Here is a 22,207-nt window from a genome sequence, read left to right on the forward strand (position 1 = left end):
CGTTCAAGCGCGCGGCCATCTTGGCAAGTTGCCATCTATAATATGGCAACTTTTCTTTATGGCCATCATGACATCCTTTTCCAAGATACCAGGCGCCCTTGCGGCCGCCGCCTTTACTTTCTGCGCGGGCGCCTCGGCGCAAGCTCCCCTGACCAAGCTCGTGGGCGACTACAACCTGGCCTCGTCGGCGACCGTGCCGGCCAGCACCTGGGGCTATTCCAAGGGACGCATTTCGGTCAAGCAACTCGATGACCAGCATCTGATGATCGTCCTGTCGTGCGAGTGGAAACGCGAGCCGAAAGCCGTGTGCGGCGACTATTTCTATGCCCAGCAGCGCGACGACGGCCTGTATCTGCAGGACATGAATACCTTCGCCATGCGCGTGTACTTCGATCCCGCCTCGCGCAAGCTCACCATCATCTCGCGCGGCGCCGACGCGAAACAGAGCGTGCGGCACGACGTATTTGCCGCCACGACGGCGCCGCTCACGGACCCCGCCCTCGTGCGGCGCATGAAGCGCGAACTGTCGAATGCCGACAGCAAGGAAAACCGGCGCGTGTTCGGGCCCTACACCAAGTGGGCTTATCAAGAAAACCGCATCGAATTCCAGCGCCAGGACTTGACGGCACCGTGATGCCTGGCCTGAACCGGCCCCTGCGGCGCCAGCTGCTGCGCCTCGCCGGCGCCCTGCTGTGCTCGCCCATGCTCGCGCGCGCGGCCGACGACGGCCTGCCGCGCGACGTGCGCCAGCGCATCCTGGCCACCCTCGACGCTCCGCTGCCCAAGGTGCTCAATGTGCACCACCTGGCGCTGATACGGCGTTTCAACATCGGCTGGTCGCCCGTGGAAAGCGGCGCGCCCATGCTCAATCCGGAGCACCCGCTGGGCAATGGCGATACCCTGCAACTGGCCATGCAAGCCATCGCCGGCAAGGATGCGGCCCTGGCCGCGCAGCGCCTGATGGAGGCATCGCTGCTGCTGCCCCACTTCGTGCAGATGGCCGACCTGAAGCCGGGCAGCTATGCCCACGGCAAAACGCCGTTCACCCTGACTGAGCGGCACCTGACGCTGCTGCGCCAGCAGTCGTGGCTGACGGTGGAAATGCTGGGCATGGGCAGTGCGGAGGATTACCTGGCCGAAGGCTACTGGCCCACCCCGTCCGTGGACGGCAAGCGGCCGTATGGCAACTTCACGAATTACCCGGTGGAAATGGCGCAGGCGCTGGGCCTGCCCGTGCGCCGGCAGGCGGATGGCAGCCTGGCCGTCAAGCCTGCGCTGAGAGAAGAATTGAAAGCGCTGCACCAGCAGACGCTGGCGGCGCTGCAAGTGTTCGTGCGCGAAGCGGGGTTGAGGCGCAATACACGCTAGTGTCAGTCGTCAACGTCTGCCGCCGCGTTCAAACGCCCCCAAGGTGTTGGATGATATATCTCCTTACCGAATATATTCGGCCCTTCCCCTTTAGTTTCCATGCCTGCAATCCAGAAAGGGACATAAGTTTTTTTCATGGATTCGTAACTCGCCGCAGGAACACATCGCGTATTGGTTTGCGCCAGTAAATTATTTAACTGTTCCAGACTCAATCCGCCCAAAACCCCAGCATAGATAATGGCCCGCTCCGCAGGAGTGCGAACCCGATCGCTACACCGCTCTTCACAGGTTCTGGAATCAGTATTTCCCTCCATTACTTTCCTCCCTCTTAAAATAATCTAAATTTATACATCAACTTTCTGGACCATCTACCGTACTTATAAATCGGAACATTCCGACCAAAATCATCAATCATTCCCCCGCCCAGAACAATCCATAGGCAGCTCGTTTGTAAAGATGCTCTGAAAAACCCGTATTTTCAAGCGATATCTGACGGGTGCATATGAAGCGATCAACTTTTCGTTTATTGATCATTTTTTCGCTCCAATTAGAAATAATTAGTAGGCCTTCAATATCATCGACAGTTTCCGAGTCAGGGACCTCGTGCATGTCTTTCAAGATTGGCGTACCAAGCGAAATATGAAATGTCTTTTCAGGATACTCTTCACGTAATCTCGCGATTCTGGCGATATGGTCGGCAGCACGATGTCGCTGCGATGTAGATTGAGAAAATACTTTCCCGATGTAGTACGGCCACCATTCTTTCTCATGAATGGCAATTATGGCGTAGAAGTAGGCAGTCGCATCTTCCTCAACCAGCCCATGAAACAACACGTCATGCGTCACTGGAAGCGACCAGTCAACCTTCACTTGAATCTCTACGGAGTCCGGACAAGAAAAATAGAAAGGAGTATCTTTATTCATCGTATCACCTTAATAAAATAGAACACTGAAGTTCCATATAATAAACTCAAGAACTCCAAACGGACGTGATTTTCCTGCACTTCGCTAAAGACTGTGCGCAAACCGATTTCATCCTGATTCGCCCGAAACAAACTGGAGCACAGTTAGCGACATGCTATGGCCAAGTTTCTGCCTTCAAGTGCACCGCGTGACGAACAGCAACGAGGATGGCACGATATGAAACCCGAAGGCCGCAATAACGACGCCATATAGAAGTGTCATCTCAATCCGATGGCAACGGAAGCGGCGCAGGTGCGGGAGCCGCCTCCGGCACCGCCTTCCCATGCGATTCCTGTCCGCCCTCGCCTTCGGCCGGCATGGCCAGCGGCGCGGCCGGTGCGCCTTCCTGCAGCAAATCGCCCGGCTCTTCCACGGGTTCGTCCGCGGGCTCGTCGACCGGTTCCACATGGCGCAGCGGCGGTGGAGGCTTGCCGCCAGGGAAGATGGCGTCGCGCGACAGTTTTCCCGTGTCGAGCGCCGTCTTGAAGAAGTCGCCCACCACCAGCACGGCATTGTGACCGCCCTGGCCCCAGTAATTGCTGCGCATGGTGACCCTGGCGTCATTGAAACCGACCCAGGCGCCGCCCACCAGTTCCGGGTGCATCAGGATGAACCAGCCGTCCGCATTGTTTTGCGTGGTGCCGCTCTTGCCCGCCACGTCGGAGCGGATGCCGAAGCGGCTGCGGATGGCCGTGCCCGTGCCGCGGTCGATGACGCCGCGCATCATGTCCGTCAGGGTGGCCGCCGATTCCGCCTTCATCGCGCGCTGCGGCTTGTCGTCGCCAAAGCGGGCGATGACCTTGCCTTCGCGGTCCGTGATGTGGGTGACGACGAACGGCAGGCGCGCCTCGCCCTGGGCCGCGATGCTGGCGTAGGCGTTGACCATTTCCAGCAGGGTCACGGGACTGGTGCCCAGCGCCAGCGACGGCACTTTTTCCAGCTTGCTGTCGCGGATGCCCAGTGCGCGCGCCAGCTTGATGATCGGCGACAAGCCGACGTCCTGCATCACTTGCGCCGTGATGGTGTTTTTCGAGTACACGAGGCCGTCGCGCATGGTCATGTCGCGCCCCGTCGTGCCGCTCATGTCCGTCGGGCGCCATATCGTGCCGTCGGACGCCTTGATATCCATCACGGCATCGCGGTAGACGTGCTCGGGGCTCAGACCCTTTTCCAGCGCCGCGCCATACACGATGGGCTTGAAGGTGGAACCGGGCTGGCGCGCCGCCTGCGACACGTGGTCGAATTGTTCGCGCGCAAAGTCGCGGCTGCCCACCCAGGCGCGCACGGCGCCCGTGGCCGGGTCCATGGCCGCGAAGCCCGCTTCCAGGCGCGTCTTCGACTTGCGCAAGGCCGCCATGAAGGCGCGGTCGCCCTTCAGTTGCGCCAGCGCGTCGTCCGGCGTGGCGCCGGCCGCCGTCAGCTTGCGGTAGTCGCCCGACTCGCGCACGAAGGCGTCGAGCAGGGCCGGATGCGATTTCCAGAAATAATCGAATGGCACGCTGCCGCCCTGCATGCCCGCATACATGCCTGTCGACGTGGATGACGGCACGCCCGCGCGGCTCCATTCCACGTCGGCGATCGCCTGCAAGGCATTCGCCTGGCGCTCGACGGCGCGCTCGGCCGCCTGCTGCAAATCCTGGTCCAGCGTGGTGTGCACGATCAAGCCGTCGCGCTCCAGGTTGTAATCGTTCTCGTCGGCCCAGTCGATCAGCCACTTGCGCACATACGCCGTGAAATGGCTGTCCGATTGCGCCCGCTCACTCTGGCGCTCGAAATGCAGGCGCAGGGGACGCTTGATCAACTGCCTGTAGCGCGCCTCGTCGATGACGTCATGTTTGCGCATTTGCCCCAGCACCACATTGCGCCGCTGCAAGGATCGTTCGGGATTACCGACGGGATTGTAGTAATTCGTGCCCTTGAGCATGCCGACCAGGGTGGCGCTTTCCAGGATGTCAAGGCGCGAGGCGGGCTTGTCGAAATAGGTGCGCGCCGCCATTTCGATGCCGTAGGTGTTGTACAGGAAGGGGACCGTGTTCAGGTAGGCTTCCAGGATTTCCGTCTTGCTGTAGGTGGCCTCGATTTTGAGGGCCGTGATGAGTTCCTTCAGCTTGCGGTTCAGGTTGCGCGAGCGGCCGATTTCCTCGGGGAACATATTGCGCGCCAGTTGCTGCGTGATGGTGGAGCCGCCCTGGGGGTTGCCTCCCGCCGTATGCAGGACGGCGCCCGCCGTGCGCGTGAAATCGATGCCGTGATGTTCATAGAAACGGTGGTCTTCCGTCGAGATCAGCGCGCTGATCACGTTCGGCGAAATCTGTTTTAACGTGACCCGCTCCTGCAAGCCCTGGTCGAAGCGGGCCAGTTCCTCGCCGTCCGCGCTGACCATGGTGCTCGGCGCGGCCGCGCGCGCCTGGCGCAAATCGTGGATGCTCGGCGTCAGGGGGATCAGCAGCAGCATGTACAGGATCACCAGCGCCAGCACGGCCAGGAACGACCATAGCCCCAGCACCAGCGCGCGCCGCACGGGCGGCAAGGTCATCAGGTGCGCGTGGCCGCGCCGGTACAGCGCCACCGCCTTTGTCCACGCCACTCCCGCCACGCGCACGGCTTGCGCGCGCGTCCATGTCCATGCCTGCCGTGCTTTTTCCTGAAACTGCTCCATGCCTGATGCCATGCTTGTAACCTTGTCTGATGCCGGATGATCCGTTTCAGCAAGTATATAGGGCGGGCAACAAAGCGGGCCGGATTTTACGCCAGGCAAGCATCCAGGCGCGCCAGCGTAACGCCGACATACGCGCCCACGCAGCGCGCATCATGCGTCGTAAACGGGTTTTCCAGCTGCAGCAAGCCGCAATCGCAGATGACGGGATCGACCTGGGTCACGACGCCCAGCGCCAGGTAGCGCCAGCCATCGAGCCGGCGCACGCCCTTTACACAGCCGGGGTTGGCGCCGAAGATGGCGTCCCAGTCGTCCTGTTCGCTGGTCATGGGCCACAGTTCGAGCCGGACTTGCGTGCCGGCGGCCAGTTGCCCGCCGCCGAACTCGTCCATCACGTGCAGGCGCTGGCCCTCCACCTCGATGACGGCTTCCAGATACTCGCCGTCGGAAGCGATGAAGGTGGCGGCGACGATGCTGGCCGTCACTTCTGCGCCTGCTCCAGCAGGGCCGGCAATTCCTTCAGCATGGCGTCGCGCGTGCGCAAGCCGGCGGATTGCTGTCCCTTCTGTTCGTCCTGCACCAGGCGCGCAAACACGATGCTGCGCTCGCCCTTGCTGGCCCAGCCCACGAACCAGCCGTAGCCATGCGCTTCGTCAAAGCTGCCGTCGGCCTTGCGCGGGAAGGCCGCGCCCGTCTTGCCATGCACTTGCCAGCCGCCCACGTCCGCCAGGCGGGTCAGGCGGCGCGTCTGCTCCATCGCCTGTTTGCTGACTGGCAACTGATCGTTGACCAGCTTGCGCAGAAAGCCCAGCTGTTCCAGCGGCGAGATCTTCAGCGAAGAACTGATCCACGAGCGCTCCAGGCTATTGTCCTTGCCCGGATCGCCCGACACGTCTGCATTGCCATAGCGCAAAGCCTTCGCATATTTCTGGAAGCGCTCGGCGCCCAGCGCCTGCGTGACCTGCTGCGAATACCAGACGACGGAATACTGCATCCAACGCGACGGGTCCGTCTCCTGGCGCCACGCTTCGCCGCCCCAATCCACATAGCCCTGGCGGTACGGCAGGGTCGGCTTGTGCTCGTCCTTGAGGAAGCCGGCGTCATAGCCCATCAGGCTGAGTGCAATCTTGAACGTGGAGGCGGGGGTGACGCGGTCGAGGCAATTACCCTCTTGCAACAAGACGGTGCCCGTTTTGGCGTCCGCCATGGCGGTGCAGATGGTGGCGGCCTGGGCTTGCGAGGCGGCCAGGACGGCGCCTGTCAGGCCGAGGATGAACGGGAAAAATGCGCGATATTTCATGGGCCTCCGGGGTTGGGGGAGCAGGACAAAGCGAAATTGTACCGGGCAGCGCCGCGCGATGCCAGCGATGATCGCGCCGCCTTGACTCCCGCGCCTGACGCTAGCGCCCCGCCGGCCCGCCGGGCTGGCGTTCCCGCTTCAGGTGCTCCTCTTCCAGCTCGTCCATGCCCAGCTTTTCCTCGTCGATCAGCGCATGCTCGCGCCGTTCGCGCTCCAGTTCCTCTTCCAGGCTGTCATCGTTGACGTCCCGCTCGATGTTCTCCGGCATGTTGCCCTCCTCCACGGTGGTTGACTACCAATCTCCGGCAAGCTTGCCCGCCTGCGCCACGGCATCGTGCGGATGCAGGCTTTCCATATGCCGTACGGTAACACGCGCCCGCGCATACGGTGGCACCAATGGCGCCAGCGCCGCCTGTACGCGGCGGGCCGCATCTTCCACATACATCAGGTTAGCACCATTGAGGCGCGCGAACGCCTGCTCGTCGGCCCGTTTCACGGCCGTCTGCAGCGGTGTCGCCAGCGCCGCTTCCACCACGTCGATCAGGGGAAACAGGTCCAGTTCCGCCTGTTCCGTCAAGGGCACGGTGACCGTCGCCGTGCTGCGCTGGCTGTGCGGCGTGGCCAGGCTCGCGTGTTCCCGCAGCCATTCACGCGCAGCCGCGCCATCGATGGGGCCCGCGCCGAACCGCGCCGCGAAGGCGTCGGCGAGCAATTGCCGCGCCAGCGCCGCCGAGCACGGACAGGTCGACGAGTAGCCGATCTCCACCGTCAAGGACAAGGCAAAGCCCTGCGGAGAAACACTGGCCTGCAGGCGCACAGGGTACGATTTCCAGCCGGACAATCCCGCCGTCAGCAGCGCCGGCTGGCGCCGCAGCAGGGGGAACGCCAGCGCCAGGCGCGCCTGCGTGCTGCCGCAATCGGCATGGCTGTCCACCATGCGCCGCAGCACGGCGGCCAGCGCGGCCGCATCGAGCGGCTGCGCGGCGGCGAACGCGTCGAGCAGCAGATACAGGCGCGACATGTGGATGCCCTTGACGTGCGGGTCGGGCAAGTCGACCTGCACGTCGGCCCAGGCATGCACTTGCTGCGCCTGCCCGCCCTCTTCCAGCCACAGGGGCAAGGCGATGCCCTGCATGCCGACCCACTCGAGCGGCAAGGGATTGCCCAGATGGGGGCCGGCCGCCACGTCGGGCAGGGGCAAGGAAATCGGATCGCGCTTCATGCTGAACACTCCATATGCAAACAAGTTGCATATCATGGAGAAAAACGGCCGCATTTGCAAGTGCCTTGCATTAATGGGTGTATTGACGGATCAGCTGGCCTTGCGAAACGTCAAATTGATGCGCTGCGCGCCCAGCAGCGCGTGTTCGCCCTCCCTCAGGGGCGCCACGCCGTGAAAGCGCAGGCGGTCGGCGCCGCCCCACACCACCACGTCGCCATGCAGCAAGGCGATGCGCGCCGCCTTGTCGGCCCGCTCGGCGCCGCCGAACAGGAAAGTGGCGGGCAGCCCCAGCGAGACGGAAACGATGGGCGCGGTGAAGTCGCATTCGTCGCGGTCCTGGTGCAGGGCCATGCGCGCACCGGGGGCATAACGGTTGACGAGGCAGGCGTCGGGCGTGAAGTCGGGATAGCCGGCCGCCAGCGCCGCCTGCCGCGCCAGGCGCAGGAACACGGGCGGCATGGGCGGCCAGGGAAGGCCGCTGGCAGGATCGTGCCGCGTGTAGCGGTAGCCGCGCCCATCCGTGACCCAGCCCAGGGGGCCGCAATTGCTCATGGCAACCGACATGCGCAAGCCGCCCGGCGTGGCCATGTGGCGCAGGGGCGCCGCCAGCACGACGGCGTCCAGCGCCGGCAGCAGCTCGTGCAGGTACGGCAGCGCAAAACCGCGCAGCAGGATCGAGGCGCGCGAGCCTGGCACCAGCGGCACCGGGCCGGCCGGGATCTGGTCTTCATCGGCAAACAGGGACAGGTTCATGCCGCTTATTTTAGCCGCGCCACGGAAAAAGCGCGCGCGGCCGGCCCATGGTGCGCTACAGTAGCGCTTCCAGCCACTACCGCCCTCCTCCACGATGGATCATTACGCCGATTTGCTGCAAACCCTGGCGCAACAGGAAGAATCCCTGCAATTCGAACGCTTCGACAACGACGCCGCGCTGGCCGTAGGCCTGTGGATCGTCGAGGAAGTGCGCAAGCGGGGCAAGGCCGTCACCGTGAACATCACGCGCAACGGTCAGATCCTGTTCCACCACGCCATGACGGGCGCCACGGCGGACCAGGCGGACTGGATACGCCGCAAGAACAACACGGTGCAGCGCTTTTGCCGCAGTTCCTATTACATGGGCATCTCGTACAAGAGCCGCGGCAGCACCTTCGAAGACGTGAAATACCTCGATGACATCGAGTACGCGGGCCATGGCGGCGCGTTCCCCCTGCTGATACGCGGCGTGGGACTGGTCGGCACGGTGACCGTTTCCGGCCTGGCGCAGGCGGACGACCACGCGCTGGTGGTGGCCGCGCTGCAGGCGCAGCTGGAACGCTAGGTTTCCAGCGCCCGGCGCAAGGCGGCGCGCGCCAGCAAGCGCGTGGAATCGAGCGTCGGCAGCGGCGAATTGGCGTCGCTGATGATCAGCGGGATCTCCGTGCAGCCGAGGATGACGGCATCGCAGCCCTGCTCCCGCAGGCCGGCGATGATGGCCTGGAAGCGCGCCACGCTGTCCCTTTTGACCACGCCCGGCACCAGCTCTTCCATGATGATGCGGTTGATCTCGCTGCGTTCGTCCTCGCCGGGCCGCACGCAAGCGATGCCGCGCGCGGCCAGCCTGTCCGGATAGACGGCACTGTCGACCAGCCAGCGCGTACCCGTCAAGCCCACCCGTTGGACACCGCGCGCCGCCGCTTCGGCGGCCACGACGTCGGCGATATGCAGCCATGGCAGCGGCGAACGGGGCGCCATCAGCTCGAATGCCTGATGGATGGTGTTGTCGGGGCAGATCAGGAAATCGGCGCCGGCGGCGGCCAGCTTGCGCGCCGACGCCAGCATCAGTTCGGCCACGCCTGCCAGGTCGCCCGCATTCAGGCAATCCACGTAACGCGCCAGCGGCGGCGTGTGCATCGATACTTCCGGGTGTTCATATGGCCCCAGCGCATGCGCGCCCTCTTCGCAGATCGTGCGGTAGCACAGGGCCGCGCCTTCGGCCGAGCAGCCGACGATGCCGATATGTTGTGTCATGCGATCTTCCTTTTCAATTAAATACGCTGCCCGCCATCGATGGGGATTTCCGCGCCCGTGATGTACGAGGCGCGCTCGCTGCACAGGAACTCCACCAGATCGGCCACTTCGGCCGTCGTGCCCAGGCGGCGCAGGGGGATTTGCGTGTCGACGATGTGCGAAGTGCCCGGCGACAGGATGGCCGTGTCGATCTCGCCCGGCGCGATGGCGTTCACGCGCACGTTCAGCGGCGCCATGTCGTTGGCCATTTCGCGCGTCAGCGACGCCAGCGCCGCCTTCGAACTGGCGTAGGCGGAACCGGCAAACGGATGCACGCGGTAGCCGGCGATCGAGCACAGATTCACGACGGAGCCGCGCGCGTTCGACAATTCCTGCGCGAAGCCGCGCGTCAGCGCCAGCGGCGCAAAGAAATTCGTGTTGTACATTTCCTGCCAGGTCTGCATGTCCGTCGTCAGCGAATTGACGCGCGAACCGCCCGGCCCCTTCGGCGACACGCCCGCATTGTTGACCAGCGCGTGCAATTTGGCGTCGCCCAGCATGGGGCGCAGCGTCTCGACCATCTGCCCGATCTGGCTCAGGTCCGACAAATCCATGCATACATGCGTGTTGTGCTCCTGGCTGCGCGGGCAGCCGCCGGGAATCGGGCTGCGCGAGACGGTGATGACCCGCCAGCCCAGGCTGCGGAAGCGCTCGGCCACGGCATGGCCGATGCCGCGGCTGGCGCCCGTGACGATGGCGGTTTTCTGTTCCAAGTTCTGTTCAATCTTGTGCTTGATGTGCGTCATGTTCTTCCTTGTCTTCTTCGGTTGTGCCGGCGTGGATGCGCTCCTGGCGCATCACGTAGGCCAGCATCTGCGTGCCGCCGTCGAGGATGTCCTGCTCGATGGCGCGCCGCGCGGCCCCGCTGTCGCGCTGGCGCAGCGCGCTGATGATGGCGTGGTGGTGGCCCACCCGCATGTCGGGCGAAAAGCTGGCATAGCCGGCGGCGATCAGGGGCGCCGTCTGCATCCAAAGATGGTCGACGAAGCGTTTCAAGGTCGGCATGCCGGCCGCCTGCGCCAGGCCCAGGTGAAACGCCTGGTTGCATTGCAGCGCCGCGGCCAGGTCGTGCCGTGCGATGGCCTCTTCGTTCGCCTGCAGCAGGCGTTCCAGGTCGGCCAGGGTCGCGGCGTCGATGCGCTGCGCCGCCTCCGCCGCGCCCAGTCCTTCCAGTTCCAGGCGCAGCGCGCGGATTTCCAGGTAGCGCGCCACGCTCAGCACGGGCACGCGGAAGTCGCGCGGCGAGCGCAGCACCAGCGCCTCTTCCTGCACCAGCTGCAGCATGGCGTCGCGCACGGGCGTGACGCTGGTGCCCAGCTGCTGCGCCAGTTCGCGGATGCGCAGCCGGTCATTCGGCTGGAAGCGCCCGGCCGCCAGCGCTTCGCGCAGCATGGCGTACACGGACTTGCCCAGATTGACGTGCAGCAGAGTGTCCAATGGATGGTTCATGCGTGTTTTTGATCGCTGATAAATTATGATGCATCATACATCAATGTGAAAAACAGTGTTTTTCCACGCGTGCGCCGCAGACAGGAAGCGCCGCGAGACCGTACAATCAGCGGCCACCGTATCGAAAGGAATGCTCCTGAACTGGGATTATCCGCACGCCCATACCCTGCCCGTCACGCCAGAACCGGGCGACATCGACGGCTTGCAGCACACCAACAACGCCGTCTACGTGCGCTGGTGCGAGCATATCGCCTGGCACCATTCGGCCACCCTGGGGCTGGACCTGGACGATTACCGGCGCCTGGACCGGGCCATGGCGATACGCCGCGGCGAATACGACTATTTGCTGCCGACGCGGGCCGGCGAAGCGCTGACCCTGGCCACCTGGCTGTGCGCCAGCGATGGCCGTTCCAGCATGGAGCGGCGCTTCCAGCTGGTCCGCGACAGCGACGGCGCCACCGTCGTGCGCGGACGCTGGGACTTGATCTGCATCGAATTGAGCAGCGGCCGCGCGCGCCGCCTGCCGCCCGAGTTCCTGGCCGCGTACGAACCGGCCATCGTGGCGGCCGGCGCGTAAAAGCGGACGCCTGGGCCGCCGTTTTGCGCGCCGTTCGGCGAAGATGCGGGGCTTTTCTTGCGCCTCCGCAGTGCAACATGCATTTCGCTCCTGATTTGCCCATTCATGCTTTAGAATCAGCGACCTCAGCCCCGTAAAAACAGGATAAAACATATGACGGCAGTCGGGATTACCGAACCACAAGAGCTCAAGCGCGGCCTGAAAAGCCGCCACATCCAGCTCATCGCCCTGGGCGGCGCCATCGGCACCGGCCTGTTTCTGGGCATCGCGCAAACCATCAAGATGGCCGGCCCTTCAGTGCTGCTGGGTTATGGCATCGCCGGCGTCATCGCCTTCCTGATCATGCGCCAGCTGGGCGAGATGGTGGTCGACGAACCCGTCGCCGGCTCCTTCAGCTTCTTTGCCGACAAATATTGCGGCCACCTGCCCGGCTTCCTGTCGGGCTGGAATTACTGGGTGCTGTACGTGCTCGTCAGCATGGCCGAACTGACGGCCGTCGGCATCTACGTGCAGTACTGGTGGCCGGGCGTGCCCACCTGGGTGTCGGCGCTCGTCTTCTTTTGCGTGATTAACGCCATCAGCTTGTTGAATGTCAAGGCCTTCGGCGAGATGGAATTCTGGTTCGCCCTCATCAAGGTGGTCGCCATCATCGGCATGATCGTCTTCGGCGCGTACCTGCTGGCCTCCGGCGACGCGGGGCCGCAGGCGTCGGTGGCCAACCTGTGGCAGCACGGCGGCTTCTTCCCGAATGGCTGGCAGGGACTGGTGATGGCCATGGCCGTCATCATGTTCTCGTTCGGCGGCCTGGAACTGGTCGGCATCACGGCGGCCGAGGCGGATGACCCGAGCACGACGATCCCGCGCGCCACCAACCAGGCCATCTACCGCATCCTGATCTTTTACATCGGCGCGCTGGGCATCCTGCTGTCGCTGTACCCGTGGCAAAACGTCGTCACCGGCGGCAGCCCCTTCGTGCTGATCTTCCATGCGCTCGACAGCAACCTGGTGGCCACGGCCCTGAACGTGGTGGTGCTGACGGCCGCCCTGTCCGTCTACAACAGCGGCGTGTACTGCAACACGCGCATGCTGTTCGGCCTGGCCAAGCAAGGCAATGCGCCGCGCGCGCTGCTGCACCTGAACCGCCGCGGCGTACCGCTGGTCGCCCTGGGCGTGTCGGCCCTGGCGACGGGTGCGTGCGTGGTGGTCAATTACTTCATGCCGGGCGAAGCGTTCGAAGTGCTGATGGGACTCGTGGTGTCGGCGCTGATCATCAACTGGGCCATGATCAGCTGGATCCACCTGCGCTTCCGCGCACAGAAAAAAATCGAAGGCAAGACGACCCTGTTCCAGAGCCTGGGCTACCCGTTCACCAACTACCTGTGCCTGGCGTTCCTGGCCGGCATCCTGGTGATCATGTACCTGACGCCGGGCCTGCGCATTTCCGTCTACCTGATCCCCGTGTGGCTCGCCGCGCTGGGCGTCGGTTACTGGATCAAGCAAAGCAAGGCCAAAGCGTAAGCTGTTTGCGCCGCATCAAACAAAAAGCCCGTCTTCGCAGGAAGACGGGCTTTTTTTAATATGAGGCAAGGGGCAATTAACGGACCGCCTCCTCGGGCGGCACATCGGCTTGCCACAGGCTGATGGTCTGGCCCGCATACGACTGCAGCAGCACTTCGTCGCTCAAGGTCAGCAGCGCCTGCTTGCGCTGTTCCAGCCGCGCTTCGGGCGTCATCTCCTTCTCGCCCGACTTGTACGGCCCCAGCACGGGCAGCAAGTCGCGCAGCACGGAGAAATTGCCCGGCGTGGTCTTGTCCGATTGCAGCTTGCCCAGGAAATACTTCATGACGTGTTCGGACTGGCTGCCCTCCTGCCGCAAGCTCGCCTTCACCATCTTGCCATCCTTGTAGGCCACTTGCGCCTCGCTGCTGGCCGTATCCTCGATCTGGTGGTAGGTATAGTTCTGCGATTCCGTGTTGTCCAGCAGGCGCAGCGGCACGCCGGGGACCAGCGTCTGGTGGTAGCTGGCGCTCAGCTTCGATTGCTGCTGCTGCCTGATCGACCGCTCGTCCTGGCGGGCGCCGGCCTGCTCCGTCTTCTGCGACACTTCATAATTGAAGCCATCCTTTTCCGCGCTGCGCATGGGATTGCTGAATTTCACGGTCTGCGACACGGAGGCGCTGAAATCGGCCAGCCCCGTCAGGATGGACTTGTCCTCGGCCGCCAGGCGCCACTTGCCCGTCTCGGGATTGTCCGTGGCCACTTGCGGCGCGGCGGTATTGCTGTGCAAGGCAGTGAAGCTATCCTTGAGCATGGCCACCAGGCCCGCGTCGCCATGGCCGCGCGATGCCGCCTGGTCGAATTGCTTCATATAGCTGCCCAGCGCCTTGGCTTGCCGCTCGGGGCTGCCCAGGGTATTGAGCGCGCTGGCATCGACCTTCAGGTCCAGGCTGCCGGCCTCGCCGCTGAAGCTGACCTTGCGCTGCACGCCATCGGCCTGGAAATCCAGGGTTTGAGTACTTTCCGTTTCGCCGCGCACCTTGACTTCCGCATGCAGCTTCACCGACTCGAGCACTTGCTGATCGAACTGCATCAAGCCTTCCAGCTTGATTTTCGGCGTGCTTTGTCCCATGCCGTCGATGGCTTCCTGGAAACCTTTTGCCAGCTCGCCCAGGGCGCTCGCTTCAGCGTCGCTGAGGTCGCCGCTGGTCGTCATGTTCACGGCCAGGCCGTCGCCCTGGCTGTCGAGCGACAGCTTGACTTCCACGCCGCTCTTCGTCGTGATGCTGAGGGAAACCCGGTCTTCGCCATTGCCATGCAGGCTGCCGGGCGCGATGCCGGACGCCGCATAGATGTTCGGCGTGGTGCTCGGCGGCGGCTGCCGCATCGCCTGCGAGAAATTGTAGTTTCCCAGCTTGGCTTGTCCCAGCATGGCCGCGCCCAGGCCGCTGAAGCGGCCGCCAAACGCGTACGAAGAAAAACTCTTCGTCATCGCCTCGCTCACCTTGTCGCGCGTCGCGCTTTCCCACACCATCGGCGGTTTGACGAACGCCGCCGGCTTGCCGTCGTTCACGCTTTCCGGGCTGAGAGCGACGATGGACGATGGCGTCGATACGGGCGACGGCGCTGGCGCCTCCGCGCGGTTCGACGTGGCGGCGGCAGCCCGCGACGGGGCGCTGTTCCAGCTGGACAGTGGAGAAATGGAGGTCATGGCGCTGTCACCTTGCAAATGGAGAGAAGATGCATCATAAAAGTTCGATATGGTTAAGTATTTTGCAATTACCTGGCGCCAGGCAAACCTTGCGTCACGTTATCTGGCGTGATGGCAAGTACTGCATGGCAATACTGCATTAACGGCAAGAAACGGAAAAGCATGAGCGTCGGGGAAATGAAACATTTTCATGCCGCCGACCTCGCCTACCCCCAACAAGTTGAATCACCGCCGGGAATGTCCATTAAAATGCCACCATGGAACACAAGATTCTGCGCGCGCCGCTGGCCAGCTTTACCGACTTGTTGCTCGATGCCGTGTGCATGGTCGACGTGGAGGGGCGCTTCGTCTTCGTCAGCGCCGCCTGCGAACGCATCTTCGGCTATACGCAGCAGGAAATGATCGGCAAGCTCATGCTCGACATGGTCGCCCCGGCCGACCGCGCGCGCACCCTGGCCGCCGCGCGCGCCATCATGGATGGCCATGCGCAGACACACTTCGAGAACCGCTACCTGCGCAAGGATGGCAGCCTGGCGCACATCATGTGGTCGGCCCGCTGGTCCGCCGCCGACCAGCTGCGCGTGGCCGTGGCGCGCGACGTCACCCTGCTGAAACAGGCGCAGGCAAAGCAGGCCGCCCTGTACGCCATTTCCGAAGCCATGCAGGCGACGCAAGACTTGTCCTCCTTGCTGCACCGCATCCAGCACATCATCGGCGAACACTTGCCCACGCGCAGCCTGACCTTGCTGCTGCATGACGAACACGGCGCCCAGCCTCCCATGACCTCGCATGCCGACGACAGCGCGCCCCAGCCCACGTCGTCGCTGGCCAGCCTGCTGTGCGACGAAGTCCTGCGCAGCGGCCGCCCTCTGCTGCTGCAGGCGGGACAACTGGCCGGCCTGCCGGCGGCGCTGCAAACGGCGGCCTGCGCCCTGTCCTCGTGCTGGCTGGCCGTGCCGCTGTATTCTTCCCTGGGCAGCATCGGCGCGCTGGCCTTGCAAGGCGGCCAGGATGCCGTCATCGGCACGGAGCAGGACCAGGATTTGCTGCAATTTGTCGCCAAGCAACTTGCCACCGCCATCGAGCGCCGGCAGTTGCAGACGCAGATGCAATTCATGGCCATGCACGACGAACTGACCCGCCTGCCGAACCGCCGCCTGTTCCACGACCGCCTGCACACGGCCTTCGCGCGCGCGCACCGCCAGGAAGGCCGGCTGTCGCTGCTGTTCCTCGACCTCGACAACTTCAAGCGGGTCAACGACGACCACGGCCATGCCTGTGGCGACCTGCTGCTGCAAACGGTGGCGAGCCGCCTGCGCGATTGCATGCGCGAAACCGACACCCTGGCCAGGATGGGCGGCGATGAATTCGTCGTGCTTTTGGAAAGCAATGCCGCACCGGCCGACGTCAGCCTGATCGAGCAAAAGATCCACGCGGCCCTAGCTGCGCCGCTGCACCTGGGCAACGGACAGCATTTGCAGATCGCCGTCAGCATCGGCGTGGCCCACTATCCGGAAGACGGCGATACCATGCAACTGCTGCTGCGCCATGCGGACCGGGCCATGTACGCGTCGAAAATGCTAGCCGCCGCCTCGCGCTAGCGGACGCCCGCTCCTGGCGGCAGTTGCCCCTATGCTATACTTTCCGGCGATGCTAAGACTCTTCAAAACATGGCTGATCCTGCTGCTGATCGCGGCGGTGCCGCTGCAAGCGGCCGCTGCGGGAGCCACGCGGCTATGCGCGCCGCTCGCTGCCGTGCCTGCCGTCGCGATGACAGCGGCTTGCCAGCATCACGCTGCGCCATCCTTCGCCATCCCGCACGACGCCGGCACGCCGGAAGACGACAAGACCCCTGCCAAGCACCCCGCGTGCGGCGCCTGCGCCAGCTTTTGCCTGGGCGCGCTGATGCCGCCTGGCCTGGCCCTGCCTGCCGCCGCCTGCAGCGGCGCACAACAAGTCACCATCGCTGCGGCCACCTTGCTGACGGGATTCATTCCCGACGGCCCGCGCCGGCCGCCGCGGCCGCTTTCCGCCTAGATCCCAAGCAAGCCACCAAGGTGGCCACGATAGCCCTATTCCGTCTGAAAGCAACACATGATCAAACATTTCTTATTGCGCGGCGCCTTCGCCGCCATGCTGGGCCTGCCCACGTTCGCCATGGCGGCCCTGCCCGTCATCGAAGTCTACAAGAGCGCCTCGTGCGGCTGCTGTGCCGACTGGATCAAGCACCTGGAAGCGAACGGTTTTACGGTCCGTGCGAAAAATGTCGAGATGCCGGCGCAATACCGCAAGCTGGCCGGCATTCCCGACGCGCTCGGCTCCTGCCACACGGGCCTCGTCAACGGCTACGCCATCGAAGGCCATGTGCCGGCCAGCGAGATCAAGCAGTTGCTGCGCGACAAACCCAAGGCGAAAGGCCTGGCCGTGCCGGCAATGCCGATGGGCTCGCCAGGCATGGAAGGACCGCGCAAGGATGCGTATGACGTCTTGCTGGTCAAGAACAATGGCAGCACCGAGGTCTACAAGCATTACAAGTAAAAAACCTGCACGGAAATGAAAAACGCCGCCGGAATCGCTTCCGGCGGCGTTTTTCTATCAGGCAGCAATCAAGAACTTACTGCCTGTCAAGACTGCATCAGATGCTGTCCAGCACCGCATTCAGGCTGGCGCTAGGACGCATAACGGCTTCCGTCTTCGCCGGATCTGGCAGGTAGTAGCCGCCGATATCCGTTTCCTTACCTTGTACTGCTTTCAGCTCGGCAACGATCTTTTCTTCGTTGTCAGCCAGGGCCTTGGCCACCGGCGCAAAATGCGCTGCCAGTTCCGCATCGTCCTTCTGCGCAGCCAGGGCTTGCGCCCAGTACATGGCCAGGTAGAAATGGCTGCCGCGGTTGTCCAGCTCGCCGGTACGTGGCGATGGCGACTTGTTGTTGTCCAGCAGCTTGCCGGTGGCTTCATCCAGGGTTTTTGCGAGGATTTTGGCCTTCGCATTGCCCGTCTTGATGCCCATGTCTTCCAGCGACACGGCCAGGGCCAGGAACTCGCCCAGCGAATCCCAGCGCAAATGGTTTTCTTCCACCAGTTGCTTGACGTGTTTCGGTGCCGAACCGCCGGCGCCCGTTTCATACATGCCGCCACCGGCCATCAATGGTACGATCGACAACATCTTGGCGGACGTGCCCAGTTCCAGGATCGGGAACAGGTCGGTCAGGTAGTCGCGCAGGATGTTGCCGGTCACCGAGATGGTGTCCAGGCCGCGGAAGGCGCGTTCCAGGGTGTAACGCATGGCGCGCGTTTGCGACATGATCTGGATGTCCAGGCCCTTGGTGTCGTGCTCCTTCAGGTAAACCTGTACCTTCTTGATGACTTCATTCTCGTGCGGACGGTAGGAATCGAGCCAGAACACGGCAGGCATGCCCGAGTTGCGCGCGCGCGTGACGGCCAGCTTGACCCAGTCGCGGATCGGCGCGTCCTTGACCTGGCACATGCGCCAGATATCGCCCTCTTCCACCGTTTGCGTCAGCAGCACTTCGCCCGTTTCCAGGTCGGTGATGTTGGCGATGCCGCCTTCCGGCACTTCAAACGTCTTGTCGTGCGAACCGTATTCTTCCGCTTGCTGCGCCATCAGGCCCACGTTCGGCACGGTGCCCATGGTCTTCGGATCGAAGTTGCCATGCCATTTGCAGAAGCCGATCATTTCCTGGTAGATACGCGCGAAAGTCGATTCCGGCATGACGGCCTTGACGTCCTTCGGACGGCCATCGGCGCCCCACATCTTGCCGCCGATACGGATCATGGCTGGCATCGACGCGTCGACGATGATGTCGTTCGGCGAATGGAAGTTGGTGATGCCCTTGGCCGAATCGACCATGGCCAGTTCCGGACGGTTGGCGTGGCAAGCGTGCAGATCCTTGAGGATTTCATCCTTTTGCGACGCTGGCAACGTTTCGATCTTGTCGTACAGGTTGCTCATGCCATTGTTGACATTCACGCCCAGCTTGTCGAACAGTTCGGCGTGCTTGGCGAACGCGTCCTTGTAGAAGATGCGCACGCAGTGGCCGAAAACGATAGGGTGCGAAACCTTCATCATGGTCGCCTTGACGTGCAGCGAGAACATCACGCCCGTCTTGAAGGCGTCGTCGATTTCCTTCTCGTAGAACTCCAGCAGCGCTTTCTTGCTCATGAACATGCTGTCGATGATTTCGCCCGCTTGCAGGGAAACCTTCGGTTTCAGCACGATGGTCTTGCCCGAGGCCGTGACCAGTTCCATCTTGACGTCGCGCGCCTTTTCCAGCGTCAGCGATTTTTCGCCGTGGTAGAAGTCGCCATGGTGCATGTGCGACACGTGCGTTTGCGACGACTGGCTCCACTCGCCCATCGAATGCGGGTGCTTGCGTGCGTACTCTTTGACGGCCTTCGGTGCGCGGCGGTCGGAATTGCCTTCGCGCAAGACCGGGTTGACCGAGCTGCCGATGCACTTGCCGTAGCGGGCTTTCAGGGCTTTCTCTTCGTCCGTCTTCGCATCTTCCGGGTAATCCGGCAGCTTGTAGCCACGGCCTTGCAATTCGCGCACGCAGGCGATCAGCTGGCCTTGCGAGGCGCTGATGTTCGGCAATTTGATGATGTTGGTGTCCGGACTCTGGGTCAATTTGCCCAGTTCAGCCAGGGTGTTCGGGACTTTTTGCGCGTCCGTCAGGAATTCGGGAAATTCAGCCAGTACACGGGCCGCCACCGAAATATCGCTGGCGACCACGTCCACGCCAGCCGGCGCGGTGAATTTTTTGATAATTGGCAGCAGGGAATACGTCGCGAGCAGCGGCGCCTCGTCAGTCAGCGTGTAGATGATTTTGGATTTTTGTGTTGCCATGTTCATTCCCTTGTATGCGGTGATGCCTGGTGGTTAACTTTCTTCATTCCAAACACAGGACGGTTAGCCTTGCTTTGGACGGCTAGTGTGCCGGCGGTGACGCCGTGCTTGCCCACCACGTATTTTAGACTGTCCTGCCGCTGTTTGTGTATCAGATGGCGACGAATCTTATATAAGACAGCAAATATCCGGATCTGAAGGCCCAGGATGGTCATTTTCCGCGCTGAAATGCCCTCCAGGCATGCGCGCGGCATGTACGTGGCCGTGGCGGCAATGAATATATTAATCATTATAAATCGCAATGATTCTCATTTATAATATCCTGTGTGCAATTCCTCCCTATCAACTTTATACGCTTGCCCCTGATGCCCATTCCACATTCCCGACTCGCCCGCCCCCACCTCACCACCCGATTGATCCTCGCCGGCCTGCTCGTCGCCAGCGTGACGCCGCAGGCGATCGCCCAGGCGACGGCCGATGCATCCGCCCCGCTCGCCACCGTGTTGGTCAACGGACAAGCCGAAGCGGACGCCGGCGGACAGATCGCCAAGAGCGCGCGCGCCGGCATGCTGGGCGAAAAAGACTTGCTCGATACGCCATTCAGCGTCAACAGCTACACCAGCCAGCGCATGCTGGACCAGCAGGCGCTGACCCTGGCCGAGGTGCTGGGCGGCGACCCGTCCACGCGCTTCACGGGCCAGATCGGCGGCGTCACGGATTCCTTCTTCATCCGCGGCTTTCCCCTCAACGAGGGCAATCTGAGCGAAGTGGCGTTCGACGGCGTGTATGGCGTCTCGCCCAACTACCATTTATTTACGGAGTATCTGCAGAGCGTGGAAGTGCTCAAGGGACCGGCCGCCTTGCTGTACGGCATGTCGCCGAACGGCGGCGTGGGCGGCGTCGTCAACGCCGTGCCGAAACGTTCCTTGCCGCGCGACCTGACGCGCCTGACCGTCGATTACGGCGCGGGCTCGCAGGCTGGCGCGGCCATCGACGTCAGCCGCCGCTTCGGCGAGGAACGGCGTTTCGGCATCCGCGTCAATGGCTTGCACCGCCAGGGCAAGACGCCGCTCGACCACCAGACGTCGCGCGCGGAAGTGGCGGCCATCGCCCTCGATTACCAGGGCCAGCGGCTGCGCGCCTCGCTCGACGTGATCGAGCAATACCAATGGATCGACGCGCCCACGCGCCCCTTCCTCGTGGCCGCGCGCCTGCCCGTGCCGGCAGCGCCCGACGGCCGCCGCAACATCGCCCAATCCTGGGGCTGGTGGAAGTCCAACGACCTGGCCACCCTGGGCAAGGTCGAATACGACCTGAACGACAACGTCACCGTGTTTGCCGACGTGGGCGGCACGCGCTCCGACGTGTCGCGCTATTCGGACCAGACGCCGACCATCACCAGCGCGGCGGGCGACATGACGGTCACGCCCATGAACTGGAAATTCCGCGTGCGGCGCGCCAGCGCGGACACGGGCGTGCGCGCGCGCTTTCGCACGGGCGACGTCGAGCATGCGCTGGTCGTGATGGGCAATGTCTACCAGGACGAATTTGGCAGCGTGAGCAATTCCGGCAAGCTCATCACCTCGAATATCTACCACCCTGTCGCCGTGGCCGACCCCGGCATTGCCGCCCCGGCCCGCGCGCCGAAGCTGTCCGCCTCCACCCTGTCCAGCCTGGCCGTGGCCGACACCCTGGACATGCTGGACCAGCGCGTGCAGCTGACCCTGGGCGTGCGCCGCCAGCTGGTCGAAGCGAAAAACTACCATGCGACGACGGGCGCGCTGACCACGCACTACAAGCAGGGCGCCCTGACGCCGCTGGCCGGCATCGTCGTCAAGCCATTGCGCCACGTGTCGCTGTACGCGAACTATATCGAGGGCTTGAGCAAGGGCGATATCGCGCCCAACATCGCCGACAACGCGGGCCAGGTCTTCGCGCCCTACAAGAGCAAGCAGTATGAAGTGGGCACCAAAGCCGATTTCGGCGTGGTGCTGGCGACCCTGGCCGTGTTCCAGGTGACGAAACCCAGCGGCCAGCTGTATGGCAAGGTCTACAGCATGGACAGCGAGCAGCGCAACCGGGGCCTGGAACTGAACCTGTCGGGCGCCGCCAGCAAGGCCGTGCGCCTGCTGGCCGGCATCACCTTGCTCGACGGGCGCCTGGTGAAGACCAACAACGCCGCCACCATGGGCAAGCGCCCCGTGGGCGTGCCCACGTCCATGGCCAACCTGGGCGGCGAATGGGATGTGCCGTACTGGCCCGGCCTGACGGCCACGGGCGCCGTCAGCTACACCGGCAAGCAGTTTGTCGACCAGACGAATGTGCAGTCGGTGCCGTCATGGACCAAGGTGGACCTGGGTTTGCGCTACCGCACGGCCATCGCCGGCAAGGCGACGACCTTGCGCGGCGGCCTGATGAACGCGTTCGACCGCCATTACTGGGCCGGCGTGGCTTCGTATGGCACCGTCTCGCAATCGGCGCCCCGCAGCGTGCAACTGTCGGCCGCCGTGGATTTCTGACGGGCGCCGGCATCCGGCATCGCCCGGCTGGC

General features: G+C 63.4%; 22 protein-coding genes. 9 read left to right on the forward strand and 13 right to left on the reverse strand.

Going from position 1 to position 22,207, the window contains the following annotated elements:
• Nucleotides 1-67 precede the first annotated feature (67 nt).
• Both O3300_RS04475 and O3300_RS04480 read left to right on the forward strand, forming a co-directional pair.
• Nucleotides 68-634 carry a hypothetical protein gene (locus tag O3300_RS04475; RefSeq protein ID WP_305052185.1) on the forward strand — a complete coding sequence of 189 codons (567 nt, stop codon included), beginning with the start codon at nt 68-70 and terminating at the stop codon, nt 632-634.
• Nucleotides 634-1,368 (forward strand): hypothetical protein, encoded by a 735-nt coding sequence (locus O3300_RS04480; protein ID WP_305052186.1) that lies wholly within the window; start codon nt 634-636, stop codon nt 1,366-1,368. Before O3300_RS04475 ends, O3300_RS04480 begins: the two co-directional genes overlap by 1 nt.
• A gap of 2 nt (nt 1,369-1,370) precedes the next feature.
• On the opposite strand, the gene O3300_RS04485 is transcribed toward O3300_RS04480, so the two are convergent.
• The 8 genes from O3300_RS04485 to alkB all read right to left on the reverse strand — a co-directional run bounded on the left by O3300_RS04485 (nt 1,371) and on the right by alkB (nt 8,262).
• Nucleotides 1,371-1,682 (reverse strand): hypothetical protein, encoded by a 312-nt coding sequence (locus O3300_RS04485; RefSeq protein ID WP_251348476.1) that lies wholly within the window; start codon nt 1,680-1,682, stop codon nt 1,371-1,373.
• Nucleotides 1,683-1,779: 97 nt separating this feature from the next.
• Nucleotides 1,780-2,292, reverse strand: a complete 513-nt coding sequence (locus O3300_RS04490) for a hypothetical protein (RefSeq protein WP_251348475.1) — start codon at nt 2,290-2,292, stop codon at nt 1,780-1,782.
• Between the two features lie 262 nt (nt 2,293-2,554).
• On the reverse strand, nt 2,555-4,990 hold the full coding sequence (locus O3300_RS04495; RefSeq protein ID WP_305052187.1) for a penicillin-binding protein 1A: 2,436 nt from the start codon (nt 4,988-4,990) through the stop codon (nt 2,555-2,557).
• Nucleotides 4,991-5,076: 86 nt separating this feature from the next.
• A complete protein-coding gene (locus O3300_RS04500; protein ID WP_289910258.1) occupies nt 5,077-5,472 on the reverse strand; it encodes a hypothetical protein in 396 nt (131 codons plus the stop codon).
• Complete coding sequence (gene blaOXA, locus O3300_RS04505) at nt 5,469-6,287, reverse strand: class D beta-lactamase (protein ID WP_305052188.1); 819 nt, start codon at nt 6,285-6,287, stop codon at nt 5,469-5,471. The genes O3300_RS04500 and blaOXA overlap by 4 nt, the downstream gene beginning before the upstream one ends.
• A 100-nt stretch (nt 6,288-6,387) precedes the next feature.
• Nucleotides 6,388-6,555, reverse strand: coding sequence for a hypothetical protein (locus O3300_RS04510; protein WP_180278775.1), 168 nt, complete (start codon nt 6,553-6,555; stop codon nt 6,388-6,390).
• 24 nt (nt 6,556-6,579) lie between these two features.
• A complete protein-coding gene (gene folE2 / locus O3300_RS04515) occupies nt 6,580-7,509 on the reverse strand; it encodes a GTP cyclohydrolase FolE2 (RefSeq protein ID WP_305052189.1) in 930 nt (309 codons plus the stop codon).
• A 90-nt stretch (nt 7,510-7,599) separates the two neighbouring features.
• The gene (gene alkB, locus O3300_RS04520) at nt 7,600-8,262 is read right to left on the reverse strand and encodes a DNA oxidative demethylase AlkB (RefSeq protein ID WP_305052190.1); all 663 of its coding nucleotides are present in this window, start codon (nt 8,260-8,262) and stop codon (nt 7,600-7,602) included.
• 94 nt (nt 8,263-8,356) lie between these two features.
• Between alkB and O3300_RS04525 the strand changes: the two genes are divergently transcribed.
• Entirely contained in the window at nt 8,357-8,827 is a 471-nt protein-coding gene (locus O3300_RS04525; RefSeq protein WP_034786432.1) for a heme-degrading domain-containing protein, read from the forward strand.
• Here O3300_RS04525 and O3300_RS04530 read toward each other — a convergent pair.
• Genes O3300_RS04530 through O3300_RS04540 form a run of 3 tightly spaced genes read right to left on the reverse strand, consistent with a single transcriptional unit; the run spans nt 8,824 to nt 11,004 of the window.
• Nucleotides 8,824-9,516, reverse strand: coding sequence for an aspartate/glutamate racemase family protein (locus tag O3300_RS04530; protein ID WP_305052191.1), 693 nt, complete (start codon nt 9,514-9,516; stop codon nt 8,824-8,826). The two genes, O3300_RS04525 and O3300_RS04530, sit on opposite strands and share 4 nt — an antisense overlap.
• Nucleotides 9,517-9,533: 17 nt before the next feature.
• Nucleotides 9,534-10,301, reverse strand: coding sequence for an SDR family NAD(P)-dependent oxidoreductase (locus tag O3300_RS04535; RefSeq protein ID WP_305052192.1), 768 nt, complete (start codon nt 10,299-10,301; stop codon nt 9,534-9,536).
• Entirely contained in the window at nt 10,276-11,004 is a 729-nt protein-coding gene (locus O3300_RS04540; RefSeq protein ID WP_289914514.1) for a GntR family transcriptional regulator, read from the reverse strand. Before O3300_RS04540 ends, O3300_RS04535 begins: the two co-directional genes overlap by 26 nt.
• Nucleotides 11,005-11,134: 130 nt before the next feature.
• Between O3300_RS04540 and O3300_RS04545 the strand changes: the two genes are divergently transcribed.
• Together O3300_RS04545 and O3300_RS04550 are read left to right on the forward strand one after the other, a co-directional pair.
• Nucleotides 11,135-11,581: a thioesterase family protein gene (locus tag O3300_RS04545; protein WP_305052193.1), complete on the forward strand. Its 447-nt coding sequence runs from the start codon at nt 11,135-11,137 to the stop codon at nt 11,579-11,581.
• A gap of 153 nt (nt 11,582-11,734) precedes the next feature.
• Nucleotides 11,735-13,099 (forward strand): amino acid permease, encoded by a 1,365-nt coding sequence (locus tag O3300_RS04550; RefSeq protein WP_305052194.1) that lies wholly within the window; start codon nt 11,735-11,737, stop codon nt 13,097-13,099.
• Nucleotides 13,100-13,175: 76 nt separating this feature from the next.
• Here O3300_RS04550 and O3300_RS04555 read toward each other — a convergent pair whose 3' ends face one another.
• Entirely contained in the window at nt 13,176-14,789 is a 1,614-nt protein-coding gene (locus O3300_RS04555; protein ID WP_305052195.1) for a hypothetical protein, read from the reverse strand.
• A 257-nt stretch (nt 14,790-15,046) separates the two neighbouring features.
• On the opposite strand from O3300_RS04555, the gene O3300_RS04560 reads away from it, so the two are divergent.
• From O3300_RS04560 to O3300_RS04570, 3 genes are read left to right on the forward strand one after another with little or no spacing between them, the layout of a single operon-like run.
• Nucleotides 15,047-16,390, forward strand: a complete 1,344-nt coding sequence (locus O3300_RS04560) for a bifunctional diguanylate cyclase/phosphodiesterase (protein ID WP_305052196.1) — start codon at nt 15,047-15,049, stop codon at nt 16,388-16,390.
• Between the two features lie 49 nt (nt 16,391-16,439).
• Nucleotides 16,440-16,826 carry a hypothetical protein gene (locus tag O3300_RS04565; protein ID WP_305052197.1) on the forward strand — a complete coding sequence of 129 codons (387 nt, stop codon included), beginning with the start codon at nt 16,440-16,442 and terminating at the stop codon, nt 16,824-16,826.
• Between the two features lie 57 nt (nt 16,827-16,883).
• Nucleotides 16,884-17,327 (forward strand): DUF411 domain-containing protein, encoded by a 444-nt coding sequence (locus O3300_RS04570; RefSeq protein ID WP_099667723.1) that lies wholly within the window; start codon nt 16,884-16,886, stop codon nt 17,325-17,327.
• A gap of 97 nt (nt 17,328-17,424) precedes the next feature.
• On the opposite strand, the gene O3300_RS04575 is transcribed toward O3300_RS04570, so the two are convergent.
• Nucleotides 17,425-19,656, reverse strand: a complete 2,232-nt coding sequence (locus O3300_RS04575) for an NADP-dependent isocitrate dehydrogenase (RefSeq protein ID WP_305052198.1) — start codon at nt 19,654-19,656, stop codon at nt 17,425-17,427.
• Nucleotides 19,657-20,021: 365 nt separating this feature from the next.
• Between O3300_RS04575 and O3300_RS04580 the strand changes: the two genes are divergently transcribed.
• Nucleotides 20,022-22,175: a TonB-dependent siderophore receptor gene (locus tag O3300_RS04580; RefSeq protein ID WP_305052199.1), complete on the forward strand. Its 2,154-nt coding sequence runs from the start codon at nt 20,022-20,024 to the stop codon at nt 22,173-22,175.
• Nucleotides 22,176-22,207 lie beyond the last annotated feature (32 nt).

The sequence above is a fragment of the Janthinobacterium sp. SUN206 genome (genome assembly GCF_030587305.1).
Classification (GTDB): domain Bacteria; phylum Pseudomonadota; class Gammaproteobacteria; order Burkholderiales; family Burkholderiaceae_D; genus Janthinobacterium; species Janthinobacterium kumbetense.

What these genes read in the sequence shown, in the direction of transcription:
- O3300_RS04475 (WP_305052185.1), top strand. Translation starts at nt 68, where the DNA reads ATGACATCCTTTTCCAAGATACCAGGCGCCCTTGCGGCCGCCGCCTTT.
- O3300_RS04480 (WP_305052186.1), top strand. Translation starts at nt 634, where the DNA reads ATGCCTGGCCTGAACCGGCCCCTGCGGCGCCAGCTGCTGCGCCTCGCC.
- O3300_RS04485 (WP_251348476.1), bottom strand. Translation starts at nt 1,682, where the DNA reads ATGGAGGGAAATACTGATTCCAGAACCTGTGAAGAGCGGTGTAGCGAT.
- O3300_RS04490 (WP_251348475.1), bottom strand. Translation starts at nt 2,292, where the DNA reads ATGAATAAAGATACTCCTTTCTATTTTTCTTGTCCGGACTCCGTAGAG.
- O3300_RS04495 (WP_305052187.1), bottom strand. Translation starts at nt 4,990, where the DNA reads ATGGAGCAGTTTCAGGAAAAAGCACGGCAGGCATGGACATGGACGCGC.
- blaOXA (WP_305052188.1), bottom strand. Translation starts at nt 6,287, where the DNA reads ATGAAATATCGCGCATTTTTCCCGTTCATCCTCGGCCTGACAGGCGCC.
- O3300_RS04510 (WP_180278775.1), bottom strand. Translation starts at nt 6,555, where the DNA reads ATGCCGGAGAACATCGAGCGGGACGTCAACGATGACAGCCTGGAAGAG.
- folE2 (WP_305052189.1), bottom strand. Translation starts at nt 7,509, where the DNA reads ATGAAGCGCGATCCGATTTCCTTGCCCCTGCCCGACGTGGCGGCCGGC.
- alkB (WP_305052190.1), bottom strand. Translation starts at nt 8,262, where the DNA reads ATGAACCTGTCCCTGTTTGCCGATGAAGACCAGATCCCGGCCGGCCCG.
- O3300_RS04525 (WP_034786432.1), top strand. Translation starts at nt 8,357, where the DNA reads ATGGATCATTACGCCGATTTGCTGCAAACCCTGGCGCAACAGGAAGAA.
- O3300_RS04530 (WP_305052191.1), bottom strand. Translation starts at nt 9,516, where the DNA reads ATGACACAACATATCGGCATCGTCGGCTGCTCGGCCGAAGGCGCGGCC.
- O3300_RS04535 (WP_305052192.1), bottom strand. Translation starts at nt 10,301, where the DNA reads ATGACGCACATCAAGCACAAGATTGAACAGAACTTGGAACAGAAAACC.
- O3300_RS04540 (WP_289914514.1), bottom strand. Translation starts at nt 11,004, where the DNA reads ATGAACCATCCATTGGACACTCTGCTGCACGTCAATCTGGGCAAGTCC.
- O3300_RS04545 (WP_305052193.1), top strand. Translation starts at nt 11,135, where the DNA reads ATGCTCCTGAACTGGGATTATCCGCACGCCCATACCCTGCCCGTCACG.
- O3300_RS04550 (WP_305052194.1), top strand. Translation starts at nt 11,735, where the DNA reads ATGACGGCAGTCGGGATTACCGAACCACAAGAGCTCAAGCGCGGCCTG.
- O3300_RS04555 (WP_305052195.1), bottom strand. Translation starts at nt 14,789, where the DNA reads ATGACCTCCATTTCTCCACTGTCCAGCTGGAACAGCGCCCCGTCGCGG.
- O3300_RS04560 (WP_305052196.1), top strand. Translation starts at nt 15,047, where the DNA reads ATGGAACACAAGATTCTGCGCGCGCCGCTGGCCAGCTTTACCGACTTG.
- O3300_RS04565 (WP_305052197.1), top strand. Translation starts at nt 16,440, where the DNA reads ATGCTAAGACTCTTCAAAACATGGCTGATCCTGCTGCTGATCGCGGCG.
- O3300_RS04570 (WP_099667723.1), top strand. Translation starts at nt 16,884, where the DNA reads ATGATCAAACATTTCTTATTGCGCGGCGCCTTCGCCGCCATGCTGGGC.
- O3300_RS04575 (WP_305052198.1), bottom strand. Translation starts at nt 19,656, where the DNA reads ATGGCAACACAAAAATCCAAAATCATCTACACGCTGACTGACGAGGCG.
- O3300_RS04580 (WP_305052199.1), top strand. Translation starts at nt 20,022, where the DNA reads ATGCCCATTCCACATTCCCGACTCGCCCGCCCCCACCTCACCACCCGA.